The following is an 18,747-nucleotide window of genomic DNA, read 5'->3' as shown; positions in this document are numbered from 1 at the left end:
TTCTAAGATCAGCCGTCTGGGCAGAGTTCGAAGGCCTTATCGAGGGCTTGCGACGGGTTTGAGAATTGGCCGACCGACACACCGCCCTTGGCATAGGCGGAGATGTAAGCGTCGGATTCGCGCTTCTCGGACCCTTCGTTGACGTCGAGCACCGTGTAGTTGTCCTGGGCGTCGGCGCGAGCGCGGATGATCACCGAATGACCGCCACCGTAGCTCGCCGTCCAGACCTTGCACTTCGGCTTGACGCCGACGGGCGGGATCATCATCGCCGACTTTACTCCGCCACCCGTGAAGGATGATTTGGTGCTTGATTTCGTACCGGCGCCGAGTGCGGCGGTCTGAGTTTTCTTGCCGGAAGTTTTCTTCGATGACGGTTCGACGGGGGCCGAGTCGGCCGGGCCGCGAGCTTCATCGTCGGTTGCGGCGGCGTCAGGCGACGCCGATGCGTTGATGATCTTGAACGAGGTCGGCGCCGTGTCCGCGACCGGCGGTTCGCCGACGGCTGGCGCGGTCTCGGAAGGAGAGACCAGCGATTCAGCGCCGAGGCCCGAGCGAACGAATGAGCCGGACTTCCGCGCCTCTTCGACCGCACGCCGCGCGAGGTCGGCGCCCGAAAGCTTGGTCGTGGCATCGTCGGACGAGTCGTCAGCCGATGCGACCTGGGTCGACGAAATATCGGTCGCCGGAGTCTCCGGCGCAGCCGATGCAACGGCCGCCTTGGATGCAGCCCCTCCGGGCTGTCCCAGAGCTAGAAGCTCGGGCTGCGGATCTGGGCTCTTGCACGGGCTGCCGTAGAACGCTTCAGCAAGCGCCGCGATGTCGCGCGAATAACGTCGCGAGGTCGGAGCCCACTGCTTCGCGAGCTGATCGTAACTGACGGGACCCTTGAGCGACTTCTGCCAATCGGTCAGAACGCCCCACTCCTGAACCTTGCGCGTACGCTCAGCGACCGGATCGTCGATGTGTTCACCCGCATACATCAAGAGATGCTGGAGATGGGCTTTGACACCCGTCGCGACGTCCGAAAAGCTTTCTCCGGGCACGTGATTGCCCGTCGCGCCCATACCGGCGAAATTGTTCTGCGTGGATGAGACGTCGCCCTTGAACGTCAGATTGCCCGTCTCGAGCATCATTTGGAAGAAGGCGATGTCCCAGCGAATCTTGAGTTCGTTGCCGATACGCATGTAATCGGCCGCGATCGTTTGAAAACGCGGATCGACGTCGCGATTTCGGCCTTCGAGAAAGCCCATGAGGCGGCCAGGCGTCGTACACGCCGGGACCTTGTTTTTTGCGCTGATTTCGACCTGAGGAAGACCCGCTGCCTGTGTAGGCAGCGACATGGCAGCCAAAGGAACGGCTGCAGCGAAGACGAACGCGCATGGCGTCCGAACGCAGCGAAGCATGGTTACACCCATAAGCACGCGGCACCCCCAGTGAAGGCGCCCAACAGAACTATTAATGTTCGTAGGCGCTTAACGTTAATAAAGTGTTGATGAGCCCCCCGTTTGGACCCGAATCCGACGTTCGCCAAGATTTTGGGCGGTATTGAGAACAGCGCGCGTTGAGATTGCGGCAGAGTGCGGAATTCCGCGCGAGCAGCACGATTCAAATCAGATCGAAGGCGAGATCGTCGTCAGGTCAGGTGCTGTCCGCCGTCGAGCGCAATCATCTGTCCCGTAAGCGACGGCGTCGCGAGGATGAACCGCACTGCCGCCGCGATTTCATCGGTCGTAGCCCCCCGGCCCAGAATCGTCGAACGGCTCTCGCGCTCGAAATCATCGTCGGTTTGATGGATGCTGCGCAGGACGGGGCCGGGACCGATGGCATTGACGCGGATTCGCGGCGCCAAAGCTTGCGCCAGCGTTCGCGTCGCGGTCCACAGACCCGCTTTCGAGATCGTGTAGGAAAAAAACTCGGGCGTCAGGTTCCAGACTCGCTGGTCGATAATATTGATGATGTTTCCCTGGCAGCCATCGGGCAGGCTGGCGGCCATCGCCTGGGCGAGGAACACCGGCGCCTTCAGATTGATGGCGAGATGTAAATCCCATGACCCGTCATCGAGACTTTGGATGCGGTCGGGCAAAAATTCGGAGGCATTGTTGATGAGAACAGTCGGTGGCCCGAGCGCGGCGACGACATCGGCAACGAGGGCCTGCGGCGCATCAGGATTGACGAGATCGGCCCGAAAGGCTTTGGCGCAGCCGCCCCGCGCCTCAATTTCCAGCGCCAATTGATCGGCATCCGCCGCTGACTTCCTATAGTGTATGGCGATCGTCCAGCCGGCGCTCGCAAGATCCAGCGCCAGGTCGCGTCCGATTCGTCGAGCGGAACCCGTGATCAGCGCTATGCGAGGCCCATTTTCAGATTGAGTCATGATTCCGAGCCTCGAATTGGGGAAGAAAAGCGTGTTGCAGCAGCCACAATGAACTTGCCGAGGGACATTAGCAGGAGGGCGGCTGACGCCGGTTCGAAATCGGCGTTCAAAAATTGCTGCTCCTTTTTGCAAACTGCCTCTAACTTGGCTTTCCGCAGGGCGCCGCCTTGCCCAAATTCAAGGCATTTCGCTAAACCGCAGGCTTCTTATGTCAGCACCGTTGCCAAGAGGTAACAGACGTAGGGCAAGTCACACAGTGTGGCCCCTAAACGCTTGTGGTTCCCGCCCAAAAAAGTTTTCTTAACGCCAGAGCGGTTGAGAGTCGCGTTGTCCGCATAGAGCGGGTGTTGCGAGCCGCAGATCTGGGACGGGGGTTGTCTTATGCAGAATATCAGAAATTTCTTGAGCGCTGCAGGCGTGGCGGCAGTCGCTGCGCTGGGCATGTCGACGGCAGCGCTCGCCGATGACGAAAACAAGTTCGGTTACTCAATCACGATCTCGGGCACGTCGGACTACGTCTTCCGCGGTCTTTCCTACACGAACTCCGATCCGGCGTTCCAGCCCTTCATCGAATTCACCTACGGCAAGCCTGACTTGACGTGGTACCTCGATTTCTGGGGTTCGAACATCGCCGATCCGTACGGCCCGTTCGAGCTGGATATGTATGCCGGTGTCCGCCCTGTCTTTGGGCCGCTCGCGTTCGATCTCGGCATCCTGTACTACACATACCCAAACAACTCGATTCCGGGTAAGAGCAACGGCGATTACATCGAGCTCAAGTTGGCGGCCACCTATACGACGCCAATCCCCAATTTGGTCGTCGGTGCAACCGGTTACTTCACGCCGGATCAGGGCATTAACTGGGGCCAGACTGAGACGATCGAAGGCAACGCCGCTTATACGCTGCCGACAGTCGCGTCGTTTACACCGGTTGTCAGTGGCGTCGTTGGCTACACTCAGGGTGACGACGGCTTCTCTCCCTACGGCGGCAACACCGATAGCTATGTGTACTGGAACGCGGGCTTGAAGCTGACAGTAGACAAGTACTTCATGGACTTCCGCTACTGGGATACGAACCTCAGCAAAGCTGATACCGCCGGCGCTGTGCAGCCTTTCGACACCGTCGACTCGCGCTTCGTCTTCACGGCTGGTGTGAACCTCCCGTAATCACGTAAGTACAGACAGACCCATAATCCCGTCGCAGATGACCGGAGCCTTCCTCAGGGCTCCGGTTCACTTTTGTGGCGGGATTTCTCATTGTGCGGACGATAGTTTTCACCAAGCGATTTGCGTATCGAGCTTGAGAATTGCTGCAACTCAGCTCAGAAATTGACGATTGGGTTCTGGCATCGTGCGGCTTCTCCAGTGCTTACATCGGTCGTTGTTCTCGTTCTTCTGACCATTGTCGTCGCCGCGACGATCGTCGTGCCGCGGCTTGTGCCGCATCATATCCGCCTCGCCGACAATCCTGACCGGCCCCGCTCGTTCGGGCGCGACATGGCTTGGCTCGCCGTTCGGACGGAAGACACCACGGCTGTCGCCGCCGCGCTCGGACTTTCCAGGCTGCGGGCCGCCAATTGGAGTTCCGGCGTCGGGGCGATCTACGACCGGGAAATTTCGAATTCGCTGGTCTTCATCGCGCCGCCCGTAAAGGGCTGGACTCTGGTTGCCGCCGAGTCGCTGCCGATTCCCGCCGGCTCGGCGTTCATAGACAAGATGACGCCGCTCATGCGCCATCTGGCGATTGAGTTTCCCGCCGTCCAGTACTTCGCATCCTTCCCGATCATCGATTTCTACGCTTGGACGCGGTTCGAGCGTGGGCGCCGCTCCAGAGCATTCGCAGTCGGCGACGACGGTGTGATCTGGAACGCCGGTAAGCCTTCTCCGGAAGAGCGGCAACTGGGCTTGTCCCTCATCGAAATCCGAGGCATCCGCGAACGTCACGGAGACCTGGGCGGGGAACTGCAACTCTATCCGACAGAGGAGCACGTCTTTGCCATTGCGGGCGGTTGGAGCGTCAATCCGATGGCGATTGAAATGCTGCGAGCGCCTTTCGGAGTTGGCTGGATTGCGGATGCTCCGCGCTCATGGCGTCCGGAGAGAATCCGGAAAGTCGCCTGACACACCCACTGACGGTGTATCGCCGCAACTCGTCGTGCTTGCCGCCAAGAAAGGTTTCACCTACGCGCGCCATCCAGCAATGACGTTCATTGCGGGCCGGGGAGGTGATCGGCGCCGCGGGAATTCGTGTACGGTAACGTCGGTAGCTGCACCGGCTGCTCGTTCAGCTGGTTTCGCGCCGTCGAACGCGACGGCGGCACGAACACCTGATTGGCGCTGCAGAGATTACGCCGGTTTTCGTTCTGACCGCAGTTGCGTGGAGCGCCGTCCTTCGACAAGCAAAGCCGCACCTCCCGCAGCATGCCGCCCGCACCACCGCAAACGACGGTCATCATATCCGGCCCGAACTGTCGGTTGGCCTGAAGAAATGCGCGTTTGACGTCGGCGGCCGATACGATCTGGGACTCGAACGGGTTTTGGAACCGCTCCGGAATATTGATTCCGTCGAAAAGCCGATGCGCCAACGCGAAATACCCCCCCGGGTCCATTCCCGAGCATGTGCCGTGTGTCCGGTATTCGTGAATGACCAAGCCGCGGCTCGGCATGATGTCGAGCATGTTGTTGATGACAGTGTCAGGCACGAAAGGCCGCCGCGGTGTTCTGCAGTTTGACGGATAGCCGTTGTCGTATTGCGGCCAGAGACCATGCAACACGAAGGAATAGCGTCGGCCGTCGCGGCGATTGCACTGCGTGTCGTCGTCCTGGCCTTTGTCGGAGCAGTAGGTCGGGCTCCACGATAGCACCAGCGCGTAATAGTCGAATTGGCCTGGAACGTCTCGCTGTCCGCTTTGATCGTCGTTGGCGCTGCCGCCCCAGTTCCGATCGTCGTCGTTATATGCCTGCTTGTCCGGGCGGGAACTATTTCCTCCGCCGCCATTTGCGCGATTGGAATTTGCTGTTCCGATCGTGCCCGCACTCGACCCTGTGGTTCCGTTGCCACCGCTGACGGTGCTGCCCGGCAACGGCTGCAATGTCCGTTGCTCGCTCATAAAGTGGGCAACGTAGGCGCCGAGCGCGACGAACACCAAGATCGTCAGAAGAAGGTGAGGTCTGAGCATGTCTTCGTCTCGGGCTGCGGCCTTGGGAATGCAACGTACGCTGAACAGTCGTTTCGATCTAAGCCTGTGGCTTGGCGAGCGCCGCGAGGATGCGCGCCCAGCTGCGTGCGCCTTTCTCGAAGCTTCGAATATTGTACTTCTCATTGGGCGAGTGGATGCGATCGTCGTCCAATCCGAAGCCGACCATCAGGCTGTTCATGCCGAGCGCATCGCGGAACGATGACACGATGGGTATCGATGCGCCGCTTCCCATCAGGACGGTGGGCTTTCCCCATTCCTCTTCGAGCGCCTTCGCTGCAGCGCGCATCGAAGGATCGTTCGTATCGAACATGATCGCGCCGGAGCCATGATGGCCAAGCCAGGTGGCTTTGCAATCGGCGGGGATGAGCGTCGCGACGTAATCGCGAATGGATGCCATGACATGCTCGGGATCTTGGCCCGAAACCAGCCGGCACGTGATCTTGACCGACGCCTTCGCCGGAATCACCGTCTTCGATCCGATGCCCTGATAACCGCCCGTTACGCCGTTGAATTCGAGTGTCGGCCGCGACCATAGCTGTTCGATGACCGAGCGGCCCTTCTCGCCCGCTGGCGCCGACAGGCCGACCGAGCCAAGGAACGATTGCGCCCTGACCCCGAGCGATTGCCATTGCGCGAGTTGGTCGGCGGTCGGCTCTTGGACCCCGTCATAAAAGCCTGGAGCCGCGATTTTTCCGGTGTCGTCGTGCAGCGCCGCCATGACTTTCGCCAGCACGCGAATGGGGTTCGCGACGGGGCCACCGTAAATGCCGGAATGAAGGTCGCGCGTCGGCCCGGTAATGACGAGTTCGTCGCCCACGAGCCCACGCAGCATCGTCGTGATGGCGGGCGTGTCCTTGTCCCATTGCCCGGTATCGCACACCAGCACCAGATCGGCCTTGAGCTCGTCGCCATGAGACGCGAGGAACGCGGGAAGCGACGGCGAACCGCATTCTTCCTCGCCCTCGATCAACACCGAGACCGCGATGGGCAATTCGCCCGCGACTTTTTTCCAAGCGCGCGCCGCTTCGAAGAAGGTCATCAGCTGACCTTTGTTGTCTTCCGCACCCCGCGCCACGATGACTTCGCCGTTCGCCGGATCGTTCTCGATGCGCGGTTCGAACGGCGCGGTTTTCCAAAGGTCGAGGGGATCCGGCGGCTGCACGTCATAATGGCCGTAGAACAGGACATGCGGTAGGTTCGGGTCACGTTTGACGCGGTCGTGCGCCACCACCATGGGGTGACCGCTTGTTGGCACAACCTTAGCTTCCACGAAACCGATGTCTTTGAGTGTCGCCGCACACCACTCCGCCGCCTTCAGGCAACTTGCCTTATATTTCGGGTCAGTCGAGACGCTGTCGATGCGCAAAAGCTCGAATAAGCGGTCAAGTCCTGCTGGCTTCGATTGGCCCAGCGTATCGAGAACGGTTTCGAGCTTGCTCATCCTGGTAGACTTTCCGACTTGTTGCCAGCTTCGGCGGATCAGGCGGCGCTAGGAATGCCGAGCCTCATTTGCTATGGCACCTCTCCCTGATACCGATCACTCCTTGGCGGGAATGATGGGCAGCATGAAGACCGCATCGGAGGTCTGATGGCACAGCCGCACGCCGACGGCAAAAGGAAATGGGTTTACGCGTTCGTGCCCGGCAACGCCGAAGGCAGCGCGCAAATGTCCGAGCTTCTAGGCGGCAAGGGAGCCAATCTCGCCGAGATGGCGACGCTTGCCCTCCCGGTGCCGCCGGGTTTCACCATTACGACTGAGGTTTGCGAGGCCTTCTTTGCCGCAGGGCACAAGTTGCCCGAGGAACTGAAAGGCGAGGTGATGCAGGCCCTCGACGTCGTCGGCAACACGGTGTCGGCCAAGTTCGGCGACGAATCGCGGCCGCTGCTGGTCTCCGTAAGGTCCGGCTCGCGGGCGTCGATGCCCGGCATGATGGACACGATTCTGAACCTCGGTCTCAACGACAAGACGGTCGAGGGCCTTGCCGCGCTGACCGGCGATTCCCGCTTTGCCTTCGACAGCTACCGCCGCTTCATCCAGATGTACGGCGACGTCGTCCTCGGTGTCGATCACGGCGCGTTCGAGGATATTCTTGAGAATTTTAAGAACCTGAACGGATTTTCCGCCGACACCGACCTCGATGCGGAGGCCTGGCACGAAATCATCGCCGACTATAAGGCCGCAATCGAGCGCGAGCACGGCGCTCCGTTTCCGCAGGACACCAACGAACAGTTGTGGGGCGCGATCGCGGCCGTTTTCGACTCCTGGCATAACCCGCGCGCCGAGACATATCGCAGGCTCCATGACATCCCTGAAGACTGGGGCACCGCCGTCACCGTCCAGGCGATGGTCTTCGGCAACCTCGGAGACAACTCCGCGACGGGCGTTGCCTTCACGCGCAACCCGTCGACGGGCGAAAGGGAAATCTTCGGCGAATATCTTCCGAATGCGCAGGGCGAGGATGTCGTCGCCGGCATTCGTACGCCGCACGCGCTGACGAAGGATGGCGCGTCGGGAAGGCCCGAGACGTCGCTCGAAATCGCGTTGCCCGACGTCTTTGCTGCGTTGAAGCAGATCTTCGACCGTCTTGAACGCCACTATCGCGACATGCAGGACGTCGAATTTACCGTGCAGAACGGCAAGCTCTGGATCCTGCAGACGCGCTCCGGCAAGCGCACCACCGAAGCGGCGCTCCGTGTCGCGGTCGATCTGGCGGCGGAAGGGTTGATCTCGCAGGAGGAAGCCGTTCTGCGGGTCGAACCGGCGCAGCTCGATCAGTTGCTGCATCCCGCCATCGACCCAGCTGCCGAGCACGACCTGATCGCGAAAGGCTTGCCCGCGTCGCCGGGCGCCGCCTCCGGCGAGATCGTCTTTCATTCGGAAATGGCGGAAGCCCTGAAGGCCAAGGGCCGGGAGGTCATCCTTGTCCGCTCAGAGACGAGCCCGGAGGACGTTCACGGAATGCACGCGGCCGTCGGCGTTCTGACGGCCCGTGGCGGCATGACGAGCCATGCGGCGGTCGTCGCTCGCGGCATGGGACGGCCGTGCGTGTCGGGCGCGGGCACGCTTCGCATCGATGCCAATACGGGAACCATGCGTGCCGGCGCTCGCACCTTCAAATCCGGCGACATCATCTCGATCGACGGCAGCACCGGCCGAGTTTACGCGGGTAAGACCAAGATGCTGCCGCCGCAGCTTTCGGGCGCGTTCGCGACTGTCATGGAATGGGCGGACAAGACGCGCCGCATGAAGGTGCGTACCAACGCCGACACCCCCCGTGACGCCCGCCAGGCGCGATCCTTCGGCGCCGAAGGCATCGGCCTTTGCCGCACCGAGCATATGTTCTTCGAGGAAAAACGCATTCTCGCCGTCCGCGAGATGATCTGCGCCGAAGACGAGGAAGGCCGCCAGCAGGCGCTCGACAAGCTCTTGCCCGTTCAGCGCGCCGACTTCGAAGAGCTGTTCGAGATCATGGCCGGTTTGCCGGTGACGATCCGGCTTCTCGATCCACCTCTGCATGAATTCCTGCCGCACGAGGATCGCGAAGCGGCGCAAGTCGCGGCGGCGCTGGGCATGGACCTGATGCGCCTCAAAGCCCGCGTCGCCGAGCTTCAGGAATTCAATCCGATGCTCGGCTTCCGTGGTTGCCGCCTCGGGATCAAGTTTCCGGAAATCACGCGCATGCAGACTCGCGCCATCTTCGAAGCCGCGATCAATGCGCAAAAGAAAACCGGCGAAGCCGTGCATCCGGAAATCATGATTCCGTTCATCGCCTATCGCCGCGAGTTCGATCTGCTGCGCGACGTCATCGAGTCGACGGCGAAGACAATCGAAGCGGAAACGGGCGTCGTCATCGCTTATGATATCGGCGCCATGATCGAGCTGCCACGCTCAGCCCTGCGCGCTGCAGATATCGCAGCCGGACCCAAGGGCGCCGACTTCTTCTCGTTCGGCACCAACGACTTGACGCAGACGGTGTTGGGTCTATCGCGCGACGACGCCGCGCCGATCCTGTCGAACTACCTCGAGCACGAGGTGATCACGACCGATCCCTTCGTATCGATCGATCAGGCCGGTGTCGGAGAGTTGGTGAAGATCGGCGTCGAACGAGGACGCTCGGCCAAGCCGGGGTTAAAGACCGGAATATGCGGCGAACACGGCGGCGACCCGCGCTCGATCTTTTTCTTCGAAACCGTCGATCTCGATTACGTGTCGTGTTCGCCCTTTCGCGTGCCGATAGCGCGCTTGTCAGCGGCGCAAGCGGTCATCCGACGTAAGCGGCGGGAGCAGGCCGCGTCTTAAAGCGGCCCGTTTTCGTGACGGTCGATCTCGTCAAGCGTCGGCCGGCGCGGGCGCGGACCTTTGTTACGCGGCAGCAGCAGCAGCCACAGCACGACCGGCGGCACGAGAAAGCCCCATGCGATCCAATGGGACGTGTCGCGATTTTTGATGCTCGCGAAAATGCCGCCCAAAATCGAAGCCGTGATGGCGGTGACGCCCCAGAGCACGATCCATTGCATTGCGACGGACATTTCCCGATCCTCCCCAACCGCGCGAGAGATTCGCTTCTACCACGATCAGCCAGATGCGAGCCGACTATGGCGAATTCAAGCAGCGCCGCCCAAACTCTTTTTTGAAGGCGTCACGAAATCGAGCCCCAGATCGAGAACGGGCGCCGAATGGGTCAGCGCGCCGACCGAGATCAAATCAACGCCGGTCGCGGCGATTTCCTTGACGGTATCGAGGTTAACGCCACCCGAAGCTTCCGTTAGGCAGCGCCCGGCGACCATCGTCACGGCTTTGCGCAACTCCGCCGGATTCATGTTGTCGAGCAGCACGCAGTCGACTTTTTCCCGCATGACGACATCGAGCTGGCTGAGCGTATCGACCTCGACCTCGATTTTCGTCATGTGCCCGGCGGCGTCTCGCGCGGCCTTGACCGCCTCCGCAACCCCTCCGGCGGCGACGATGTGATTATCCTTGATGAGGATGGCGTCGAACAGCCCGAAACGATGATTGTGGCCGCCGCCGCAGCGCACCGCGTATTTCTCGAACACGCGTAGCCCCGGCGTCGTCTTGCGGGTATCGACGATTTTCGCCCGTGTGCCCGCGATCGCCTCGACGTAGCGCCGGGTTAGCGTCGCGATCCCGCACATCCGGCCCATGAAATTGAGAGCCACGCGCTCGGCCGTCAGAATGGCGCGGGCATTGCCGCTGATGCGCGCAATCGTATCGTCCGCCGTAATGCTTTGCCCCTCGTCGATAGTCACTTCGAAGACGCACTCGGGATCGAGTTCCCGGAATGCGGCTTCGGCAAGCGCGAGACCCGATACGACGCCTGGCTTTCGCGCCACCAGCAGCGCATCCGCGCGCACGTCGGCCCCGACCGTTGCGTTGGTCGTGATATCGCCGCTAAGCCCAAGGTCTTCGTCGAGCGCGCTGCGGACGGCCGAAAGCACGAGATTGTGTGAAAGCATCATGTGGAAAAATCTATCGTCGCTGTCATGAACCGACCGCGGTGAGCGGCCGTGCGGCCGAACGAAGCTTCGGCGGTTCCTCCAGCGCGTCGATATCCGCGAGCATAACGAATGACCGGTGCGCGAGTGCGGCGTTCGTGCGCGGATAGTCGGTGCGGTAATGACCGCCGCGGCTTTCCTTACGCAACAGCGCGGACGTTGCGATCAGTCGAGCCGCCAGCAGCATGTTCGAGAGCACGCGGTCATTGGCGCTGATTGCGGTCAGAGCCTTTAACTCAACGAGCGCGGCCTTCAGCCCTTTTCCTGAGCGTTGAACACCGACGTACTTCGTCATGATCGACCGCAGCGACGTCATCGCCTCCTGCCGCGATGCCGTATCGGCGGCTCGGCCGCTGCCGGGAATGCGATGCGGCACGACGAAGTGTCCGATGCGGTCGTGCGGGAGAAGCGCGCGAATGTCGTCTGCGGCGCGCGCGCCGAAAACAACGGCTTCAAGCAATGAATTCGACGCGAGGCGGTTGGCGCCGTGCAGGCCGGTCGATGCAACTTCGCCGACGGCCCAGAGCCCCGTGAGGCTGGTGCGACCGTGCTTGTCGGCGGCGATCCCACCCATGTGATAATGCTCGGCGGGCGCGACCGGGATCAAATCCTTCGACGGATCGATGCCCGCGCGCTGGCAATGTCCCCAGACCGTCGGAAATTCTTTTTCGAAGTGCGCTCCGATCGCCGCGCGGCAATCGAGATAGACCCGGCGACCGGCATTAATCTCATTGTAGACGCCACGCGCGACGACATCGCGAGGAGCAAGCTCGCCCCTGGGATCGATCGCCAGCATGAAGCGCTCGCCGTCTGAATTGATAAGCGTAGCGCCTTCGCCGCGCAGCGCTTCCGTCGCCAATGGCGCTGGGTCGATCCCGGCGTCGATGGCTGTCGGATGGAATTGCACGAACTCGAGATCGGCGATCACCGCGCCGGCGCGCGCCGCCATCGCCAGGGCTTCGCCCTTTGCGTAGGATGGGTTCGTCGTCAACGCGAACAACGCGCCAACGCCGCCCGTCGCGAGCACGACAGCCGATGCCGGAACGAACGCATAGCGGCCATTGCCGAGCGTCGTAGGGCGGATCAGCCGAACGCCTTCGACGCGGTCGTTCGCGACGATGAGATCGTCGGCCTCGTAGCCTTCGAGCACACGGATCGACGGTGTTGCGCGCACAGCCGCGATAAGCGCCTGCATGATGGCCGCGCCGGCTTTGTCGCCCGAAACGCGGACGACACGCTTTTCCGAATGCGCCGCTTCTTTCGAAAGCATGTAATGGCCTTCAAGGTCGCGATCGAACGGCACGCCGTATCCCAAGAGATCGCGAATGCGATCGGGGCCTTCCTCCGCCACGAGACGCGCGACGCCGGCATCGACGATGCCAGCGCCGGCTTCGATCGTATCCGCCGCGTGCTTCGCCGTGCTGTCGCCTTCGCCCACCGCCGCCGCGATGCCGCCCTGCGCCCACATGCTCGAAGCGCCTTCGCCGAGTGGCGCCGCGGCGATCACCGTCACCGGCAGCGGCGCGAGCTTCAGCGCCGTGAAGAGCCCCGCGAGTCCGGCGCCGATGATTGCGACATCGCCGGGTCCGGGTTCTCCAGTGAAACCTTTGAAGTCCGCTGTGGCGGGTAGCGTTTTCGATGCGGCCATGAGCTTGCCCTCCTGGGCGGAAGTGAACCCCAAGCGCTTAGTTCGTCAGATTGACCATGCGCTCGACGGCACGACGCGCACGCACGGCGACATCGGCGTCGACGGTCACCTCGTGACGCATATGCACGAGGCTGTCGTAGATGTTTTCCAGGCTGATGCGCTTCATGTGCGGGCAGAGATTGCACGGCCGGATGAACTCGACGTCGGGCGCTTCGACGGCAACGTTCGACGCCATCGAGCATTCCGTGACGAGCATCACCTTCAGAGGCTGCTTGTCCTTCACCCACTTGATCATGCCGGACGTCGATCCCGTGAAGTCTGCCGCTGCGATCACGTCGGGCGGGCATTCCGGATGCGCGATGATTTTAAGTCCCGGTTCATCGGCGCGCATACGTTCGAGTTCTTCGCCCGTGAAGCGCTCATGGACCTCGCACGCGCCTTTCCAGGCGATCACTTCGACTTTCGTCTGAGACTGCACCCACTTCGCGAGATACTGGTCTGGTATGCACAAAACGCGTGGCGCGCCGAGGCTTTCCACAACCTTCACGGCGTTGGCCGAGGTGCAGGTGATATCGCATTCGGCTTTCACCGCCGCCGAGGTGTTCACGTAGGTCACGATCGGCACGCCAGGAAACGCCTCGCGAAGCATGCGAACGTCTTCCGGCGTGATCGATGACGCGAGCGAGCAACCCGCGCGCATATCAGGTATGAGAACGGTTTTTTCTGGGGAAAGCAGCTTCGAGGTTTCCGCCATGAAGTGCACGCCAGCCTGAACGATAACCTTGGCGTCGGTGCGTGCCGCTTCTTTCGCGAGTTGTAGCGAGTCGCCGCGGAAGTCCGAGACACAGTGGAAGATCTCGGGCGTCATGTAATTGTGCGCCAAGATGACGGCGTTGCGCTGCTCCTTGACCGCATTGATCGATTTGATCAGCGGCGCGTAGTGCGGCCACTCCATCGGTGTAATGACGTGCTGAACCCGCGCATAAAGCGGCGCCATCTCCTTTTCGAGGGCAGGAGACCACGAATAGGCAACAGGCGCCTTGCCGCCGGTTCGCGTTTCGGAACCACGAGCCAATGCTGAAACCGCAGAAACCATCGCCCTTGCCCTCCACATATGCTCCAAGAGAGCATATTTAGTTTGTGAAGCACGCCGGCAAACCCGCCGCACACGCCCCGTCTGGAATGCTCAATACGAGCACTCTAGTCCGCTTTAAAATAGTAGATTTGAGAACGAATTTCCAGGGCGGTGGTTCCGCCCCGGATATTTAAGGCCCGGATTTTAGACGCCAGGTATTAAACGAACGTCGTATCAGCTCCGGCTCGGCGGCGCGGAGACCCTGACGCCAGGAGCAGGCCGCTCAAGAAGCACCTCGCGGCGGAACCGGAAAAGCTTGGCCGGTCGGCCGCCAGTGCGCGTTTTCACGTCTCCAGTCGGCTCTACGAGGCCCGCGCCTTCGACGAGTCGACGGAAGTTCTGTTTGTGAAGGTGCGGGCCGAGAATGGCTTCCACGGTCTTCTGCAGCTCGTACAGCGTGAATTCGTCCGGCATCAGCTCGAATACGACCGGGCGATATTTGATCTTGGCGCGCGTCCGGCTGATCGCGGTTGCTAGGATCCGCCGATGATCCGCCTGCATCGGAAGGCCGAGCTTCGGCCGGTCGGTCCATTCCCGCGCTGCCGGGCGCCCGTCCCGCGCAGCCTCTTCTGCGAGGCCGGCTTCGTAGAGCAGTTCGAACCGCTCGAGAACTTTTTCTTCGTCCCAGGCGGTGCCGTCCAGGCCGAAGCAAATGCGGGCGCGATCGGCACGCGCAGTGGGTGTCTGCGCGGCTGACGTCGACGCAGACTTCTCCGCCCAAGCTTTCAGGCGTGGCTCGATATCCCGCGCAATGATCTCGGGCCGTCCGCGGCGCCAGTCTTCCCATGGGAAATACTGATACCAGCTACGCCAAAGGCCATTTGTCAGCCCATGGTGTCCAACAGCCGTTGTGAGGGCGAGATAACCGATCGAAACGACATGCGGCGCCGCATCGTCCGCATCCGCCTGTCGGCCACGATCGGCAAACGTATAGAGCTGCTCGGCATAACCGAGTTCTAGACCCGTTTGGTCTTGAACCCATGATCTCAGGCCGCCTTCGAGCGTGCGATGCTCGCGCGGATTGAACGGCCCGTATGGCAACATATCGGTAGCACCGATGCTGTCAGGCTCACCCCGGACGACCAGCGCTACCGGTTCGTTATCGGATACGGCGACGATCGCCGCGTTGAGGCCAATACCGACGGAAGGCTCGTGATCTTGCTCATCATCAGGAGCTCGCTGAGACTTGTCGGGCGTCGGCTTTCTCCGGCCAGAAAGTTCCATGTTCATCTGTATCTTCCCCGTGCTCCCCATGAGGCGAGCTAGTCGTCGATCATGGCGATTTTCAGATAGGCCTGCGAAACGAAAACCGTGAAACAGCCCCAAAAACGCCAGATTGTCAGTGCGGCAACAATTCCGCGAACTTGGCAAGGAAGCGTGTTTGGGCATCAGTCGCCGATACGGCTTTCAATACGTTCAGGCCGCCATGAAGTTCCGATGGTAAATTCGGAATTCCAAAAAAAAGTTCGGCCTCAGACCGTTCGAAGCCCGCAAGACGAGTTGCTTCGTAGTACGCCGCGATCGTATCGGCTTGTTTAATCGCAGCCGCCGCCTCAAGGCTTAGATCCGGAATTTCGAACCGTATATAGATCGCTTGGAGGAGGTTGAGTTCGAACGATTTATAGTCCAGCCCGATCGCCGTTTTGAAAGGGCTTATGAGATCGCCGATGACGTATTCGGGCGCATCGTGCAGAAGCGCCGCAAGCAGCTCCTTCGAAGAAAACCCCGGCACTAGCGCATGAGCGATATCCGTTACGACGAGACTGTGTTGCGCGACGGAAAAGGCATGCGCGCCTTTTGTCTGGCCGTTCCACCGCGCGACGCGCGCCAGCCCATGCGCGATGTCTTCGATCTCGATGTCTTTTGGATCGGGAGAAAGGAGATCGAGCCGTCGGCCGGAGAGCATTCGCTGCCAAGCCCTCGGCGGATTGCGCGACGACGTCATAGCCCGGCGATCTTCAATTTCTTCTGAAGCTTCGCGCACGGAGCATGGCGAAAGCACGTGACGAGGTGGTCGTTGACCATGCCCGTCGATTGCATGAAGGCATAGAGCGTCGTCGATCCGACAAAGCGGAAGCCATCGGCCTTGAGCGTCTTGCTCATCTTCTTGGAGATGTCGCTCTCGGCCTGAATCTCCTTCGATGATGTTATCTCGTTGATGATAGGGCGACCATCAACAAAGCCCCATAAATACTGCGAAAACGGCATGCGTTCGGAAATCGCGAGAAAAGTCTTCGCGTTCGAGATTGAAGCTTCGATTTTTGCGCGATTGCGAATGATGCCTTCGTTTTTCATCAGGCGTTCGATGTCTCGCGCCGTGTAGCGCGCAATACGCTCGGCATCAAAGTTATGGAACGCCGCGCGGAAATTCTCACGCTTGCGCAAAATGGTGATCCACGACAGGCCGGCTTGAAATCCTTCCAGCGTCAGCTTCTCGAAGAGCGCGCGCTCGTCGGTCATCGGCACGCCCCACTCTTCGTCGTGGTAGTGGATGTAGTCGGCATCGGCGCCGGTCCAGGTGCAGCGTTTTATCTCTTTCGATTTCATCATCATGATGTCTAAAGCGCGGTTGAAGTTCGTGCCGCCGCGGAGGCGCGATATCGCCCGACCGCGACGTCGTCCGGCGTGACGATGACGCCGCCTGCGGTCAACGGCTGATCCTTATTCTCGGCTTCGATAACACGGTCGAGCCGAAGCATAGCGATGGCATCTGTTCCATCCACAGTACCGATCCGCCCGACCGGGATGTCGCCGAGAAGAATATCGGTATGAGGGGAGAGCGGAGCGCTGCCGGAAACCTTAACGGCGCGCTTGCGGACGACAGTCTTGTTTTGCATCCGCGCGACGACTTCCTGCCCGACGTAACAGCCTTTGGTGAAGGAAACGCCATTTAGCAAATCGAAATCGGCTTCATGCGGATAGGCGTCGCCGAATTCGTAATCTTTGCCGCCTTCCGGAATACCGGATTGAACGCGAAGCGCATCGTAGTCGCGGCGCGAATCGCCACCCTGTTCGCCCCCGCCGGGCGTCGCCGCGATCTCGTCACTATTGGACAAAAGTCTTAGGCCGATTGTCGGGTGCCGCGGGTCTTTGAACGAAATGCCGCGCCCGTCGACGAGCTTTTTCGAATCAGTCCCCCACGCTGCGTAGACGTTGAAAGATTCGGTAACGTCCGTGATCGCGACATCGGCGCGGAGCTTGTACAGCGACAGCCGCTTGGCGAGATCCCCGGCCTTGGCGCGGGCCACGTCGAGCAGGTATCCGTCGTTGTGCCGCACGACGAAGAAGTCGAACAGGATCTTTCCCTGCGGCGAGAGGAGGCCGGTGTGGCGCGCTTCGCCCTCCGCAAGGTCTTCGAGATCGTTGGTTACGAGACCCTGCAACAGCTTTTCGCCGTCGGCGCCCGTCACGCTGACGACGCCGCGGTCGGCAAGTCGCGCTATCTTTGCGGCAGACATTGGCTCACGCCTCGGTTGCAAACGGGGAGAGAGTTACGTATGCGGGGTTCCTCTCGATAGCAAGACCGGGGAGTTCCACGAAATGGCTGAGACGTTCGACCTCGTGATTCGCGGTGCGACCGTCGTCAACCATGACGGTGAGGCGGTCCGCGATATTGCCGTCTCCGCCGGGCGAATTGCTGCGATCGGCGACCTTCGGGCCGCGTCCGCACCCGAGATCATCGAAGCGGACGGCCTCCACGTTTTACCTGGCGTCATCGACACGCAGGTTCACTTCCGCGAGCCCGGCCTCGAACACAAGGAAGATCTGGCGACCGGAAGTCGCGCCGCCGTCGCTGGGGGTGTAACGGCGGTTTTCGAGATGCCGAACACCAAGCCGCTGACGACCAGCGCCGAAGCCCTGGCAGACAAGGTCCGCCGCGCGCGTCATCGCATGTTCTGCGACTTTGCATTTTTCGTCGGCGGCACCCGCGACAACATCGCCGACATTCCGCACTTCGAGAAACTCGAAGGCTCGGCGGGCATGAAAGTCTTCATGGGCTCCTCGACCGGCGATCTCCTCGTCGATGACGGCGTTTCGCTCGACAAGATCATTGCCAAGATTTCGCGCCGCGCCTCGTTTCACGCCGAGGACGAAGCGCGTTTGAAGGCGCGAATGCATTTGCGCCGCAAGGGCGATCCGTCATCGCATCCCGAGTGGCGCGACCCCGAAGCGGCGCTGATCGCAACGAAGAAACTCGTCGGCCTTGCCGAGAAGCACGGCAAGCGCGTCCATGTGCTGCACGTCTCGACTGCGGATGAGATGGAATTCGTCCGGGACCATAAGAATTACGCGACAGTTGAAGTCACGCCTCATCATCTGACGCTCGAAGGGCCGGAATGCTACGAGCGTCTCGGCGCCTATGTTCAGATGAACCCGCCCGTTCGTGACGCGCGCCATCGTGCGGCGATCTGGGCCGCGTTGGAATCCGGCGTCGTCGATGTTCTCGGCTCCGATCACGCGCCGCATACCCGTGAGGAGAAAGACCACGTCTATCCCGACACCCATTCCGGCATGACCGGCGTGCAGACGCTGGTGCCGATCATGCTCGATCATGTCAACGCCGGACGCTTGTCATTGCAGCGCTTCGTTGACCTCACGAGCCACGGACCCCAACGCCTGTTCGGCATTCGTGGCAAAGGCCGCATCGCTGTCGGCTACGACGCCGATCTTACCGTGGTTGACTTGAAGCGCACCGAGACGATCACCGATCGCTGGATCGAGAGCCGTGCTGCCTGGACGCCCTACGACGGCGTGAAAGTGAAGGGGTGGCCGGTCGGGACGTTCGTCCGCGGCCGGAAAGTGATGTGGGAGGGCGAGATCATCGCCCCCGCTGGCGGGGAGCCCGTCGGTTTCCTCGAAGGCTACCCCGGCTGAA

General features: G+C 61.1%; 16 protein-coding genes. 4 read left to right on the top strand and 12 right to left on the bottom strand.

Annotation, left to right across the window (positions count from 1 at the left end):
- Window positions 1-8: 8 nt before the first annotated feature.
- Window positions 9-1,403, bottom strand: coding sequence for a glucosaminidase domain-containing protein (locus tag WC811_RS06980; RefSeq protein ID WP_372642395.1), 1,395 nt, complete (start codon window positions 1,401-1,403; stop codon window positions 9-11).
- Window positions 1,404-1,633: 230 nt separating this feature from the next.
- Window positions 1,634-2,374, bottom strand: coding sequence for an SDR family oxidoreductase (locus WC811_RS06975; protein WP_372642393.1), 741 nt, complete (start codon window positions 2,372-2,374; stop codon window positions 1,634-1,636).
- Between the two features lie 381 nt (window positions 2,375-2,755).
- Between WC811_RS06975 and WC811_RS06970 the strand changes: the two genes are divergently transcribed.
- Window positions 2,756-3,541: a TorF family putative porin gene (locus WC811_RS06970; protein WP_372642391.1), complete on the top strand. Its 786-nt coding sequence runs from the start codon at window positions 2,756-2,758 to the stop codon at window positions 3,539-3,541.
- A 198-nt stretch (window positions 3,542-3,739) separates the two neighbouring features.
- A complete protein-coding gene (locus WC811_RS06965) occupies window positions 3,740-4,495 on the top strand; it encodes a hypothetical protein (RefSeq protein WP_372642389.1) in 756 nt (251 codons plus the stop codon).
- Window positions 4,496-4,581: 86 nt separating this feature from the next.
- On the opposite strand, the gene WC811_RS06960 is transcribed toward WC811_RS06965, so the two are convergent.
- On the bottom strand, window positions 4,582-5,553 hold the full coding sequence (locus WC811_RS06960; protein ID WP_372642387.1) for a ribonuclease T: 972 nt from the start codon (window positions 5,551-5,553) through the stop codon (window positions 4,582-4,584).
- Window positions 5,554-5,611: 58 nt separating this feature from the next.
- A complete protein-coding gene (locus WC811_RS06955) occupies window positions 5,612-7,015 on the bottom strand; it encodes a M20/M25/M40 family metallo-hydrolase (protein WP_372642385.1) in 1,404 nt (467 codons plus the stop codon).
- 147 nt (window positions 7,016-7,162) lie between these two features.
- On the opposite strand from WC811_RS06955, the gene ppdK reads away from it, so the two are divergent.
- Window positions 7,163-9,874, top strand: coding sequence for a pyruvate, phosphate dikinase (gene ppdK / locus WC811_RS06950; RefSeq protein ID WP_372642383.1), 2,712 nt, complete (start codon window positions 7,163-7,165; stop codon window positions 9,872-9,874).
- On the opposite strand, the gene WC811_RS06945 is transcribed toward ppdK, so the two are convergent.
- From WC811_RS06945 to WC811_RS06910, 8 genes are all read right to left on the bottom strand, one after another.
- Window positions 9,871-10,104 (bottom strand): hypothetical protein, encoded by a 234-nt coding sequence (locus WC811_RS06945; RefSeq protein ID WP_372642381.1) that lies wholly within the window; start codon window positions 10,102-10,104, stop codon window positions 9,871-9,873. The two genes, ppdK and WC811_RS06945, sit on opposite strands and share 4 nt — an antisense overlap.
- Before the next feature lie 75 nt (window positions 10,105-10,179).
- Window positions 10,180-11,052, bottom strand: a complete 873-nt coding sequence (gene nadC, locus WC811_RS06940; RefSeq protein ID WP_372642379.1) for a carboxylating nicotinate-nucleotide diphosphorylase — start codon at window positions 11,050-11,052, stop codon at window positions 10,180-10,182.
- Between the two features lie 22 nt (window positions 11,053-11,074).
- The gene (locus tag WC811_RS06935; RefSeq protein WP_372642377.1) at window positions 11,075-12,736 is read right to left on the bottom strand and encodes an L-aspartate oxidase; all 1,662 of its coding nucleotides are present in this window, start codon (window positions 12,734-12,736) and stop codon (window positions 11,075-11,077) included.
- A 37-nt stretch (window positions 12,737-12,773) separates the two neighbouring features.
- Window positions 12,774-13,832: a quinolinate synthase NadA gene (gene nadA / locus WC811_RS06930; RefSeq protein ID WP_372642375.1), complete on the bottom strand. Its 1,059-nt coding sequence runs from the start codon at window positions 13,830-13,832 to the stop codon at window positions 12,774-12,776.
- A 213-nt stretch (window positions 13,833-14,045) separates the two neighbouring features.
- The gene (locus WC811_RS06925; protein WP_372642373.1) at window positions 14,046-15,101 is read right to left on the bottom strand and encodes an NAD regulator; all 1,056 of its coding nucleotides are present in this window, start codon (window positions 15,099-15,101) and stop codon (window positions 14,046-14,048) included.
- A 109-nt stretch (window positions 15,102-15,210) separates the two neighbouring features.
- Window positions 15,211-15,816 carry a YfbR-like 5'-deoxynucleotidase gene (locus WC811_RS06920; protein WP_372642371.1) on the bottom strand — a complete coding sequence of 202 codons (606 nt, stop codon included), beginning with the start codon at window positions 15,814-15,816 and terminating at the stop codon, window positions 15,211-15,213.
- On the bottom strand, window positions 15,813-16,418 hold the full coding sequence (locus WC811_RS06915) for a DNA-3-methyladenine glycosylase I (protein ID WP_372643688.1): 606 nt from the start codon (window positions 16,416-16,418) through the stop codon (window positions 15,813-15,815). The genes WC811_RS06920 and WC811_RS06915 overlap by 4 nt, the downstream gene beginning before the upstream one ends.
- 11 nt (window positions 16,419-16,429) lie before the next feature.
- Window positions 16,430-17,329, bottom strand: a complete 900-nt coding sequence (locus tag WC811_RS06910; RefSeq protein ID WP_372642369.1) for a folate-binding protein YgfZ — start codon at window positions 17,327-17,329, stop codon at window positions 16,430-16,432.
- 82 nt (window positions 17,330-17,411) lie between these two features.
- Between WC811_RS06910 and WC811_RS06905 the strand changes: the two genes are divergently transcribed.
- Entirely contained in the window at window positions 17,412-18,746 is a 1,335-nt protein-coding gene (locus tag WC811_RS06905) for a dihydroorotase (RefSeq protein ID WP_372642367.1), read from the top strand.
- The last annotated feature ends 1 nt before the right edge of the window (window position 18,747 follow it).

Source organism: Hyphomicrobium sp., from assembly GCF_041659645.1.
Classification (GTDB): Bacteria; Pseudomonadota; Alphaproteobacteria; order Rhizobiales; family Hyphomicrobiaceae; genus Hyphomicrobium_B.
The sequence above is the reverse complement of the archived record's forward strand: the minus strand, read 5'-3'. Positions and strand labels throughout refer to the sequence as shown.

Coding starts and splice junctions, on each gene's coding strand:
- WC811_RS06925 (WP_372642373.1), bottom strand. CDS start 15,101: ATGAACATGGAACTTTCTGGCCGGAGAAAGCCGACGCCCGACAAGTCT.
- WC811_RS06910 (WP_372642369.1), bottom strand. CDS start 17,329: ATGTCTGCCGCAAAGATAGCGCGACTTGCCGACCGCGGCGTCGTCAGC.
- WC811_RS06955 (WP_372642385.1), bottom strand. CDS start 7,015: ATGAGCAAGCTCGAAACCGTTCTCGATACGCTGGGCCAATCGAAGCCA.
- WC811_RS06945 (WP_372642381.1), bottom strand. CDS start 10,104: ATGTCCGTCGCAATGCAATGGATCGTGCTCTGGGGCGTCACCGCCATC.
- WC811_RS06935 (WP_372642377.1), bottom strand. CDS start 12,736: ATGGCCGCATCGAAAACGCTACCCGCCACAGCGGACTTCAAAGGTTTC.
- WC811_RS06970 (WP_372642391.1), top strand. CDS start 2,756: ATGCAGAATATCAGAAATTTCTTGAGCGCTGCAGGCGTGGCGGCAGTC.
- WC811_RS06980 (WP_372642395.1), bottom strand. CDS start 1,403: ATGCTTCGCTGCGTTCGGACGCCATGCGCGTTCGTCTTCGCTGCAGCC.
- nadA (WP_372642375.1), bottom strand. CDS start 13,832: ATGGTTTCTGCGGTTTCAGCATTGGCTCGTGGTTCCGAAACGCGAACC.
- WC811_RS06905 (WP_372642367.1), top strand. CDS start 17,412: ATGGCTGAGACGTTCGACCTCGTGATTCGCGGTGCGACCGTCGTCAAC.
- WC811_RS06975 (WP_372642393.1), bottom strand. CDS start 2,374: ATGACTCAATCTGAAAATGGGCCTCGCATAGCGCTGATCACGGGTTCC.
- WC811_RS06960 (WP_372642387.1), bottom strand. CDS start 5,553: ATGCTCAGACCTCACCTTCTTCTGACGATCTTGGTGTTCGTCGCGCTC.
- WC811_RS06915 (WP_372643688.1), bottom strand. CDS start 16,418: ATGAAATCGAAAGAGATAAAACGCTGCACCTGGACCGGCGCCGATGCC.
- ppdK (WP_372642383.1), top strand. CDS start 7,163: ATGGCACAGCCGCACGCCGACGGCAAAAGGAAATGGGTTTACGCGTTC.
- nadC (WP_372642379.1), bottom strand. CDS start 11,052: ATGATGCTTTCACACAATCTCGTGCTTTCGGCCGTCCGCAGCGCGCTC.
- WC811_RS06920 (WP_372642371.1), bottom strand. CDS start 15,816: ATGACGTCGTCGCGCAATCCGCCGAGGGCTTGGCAGCGAATGCTCTCC.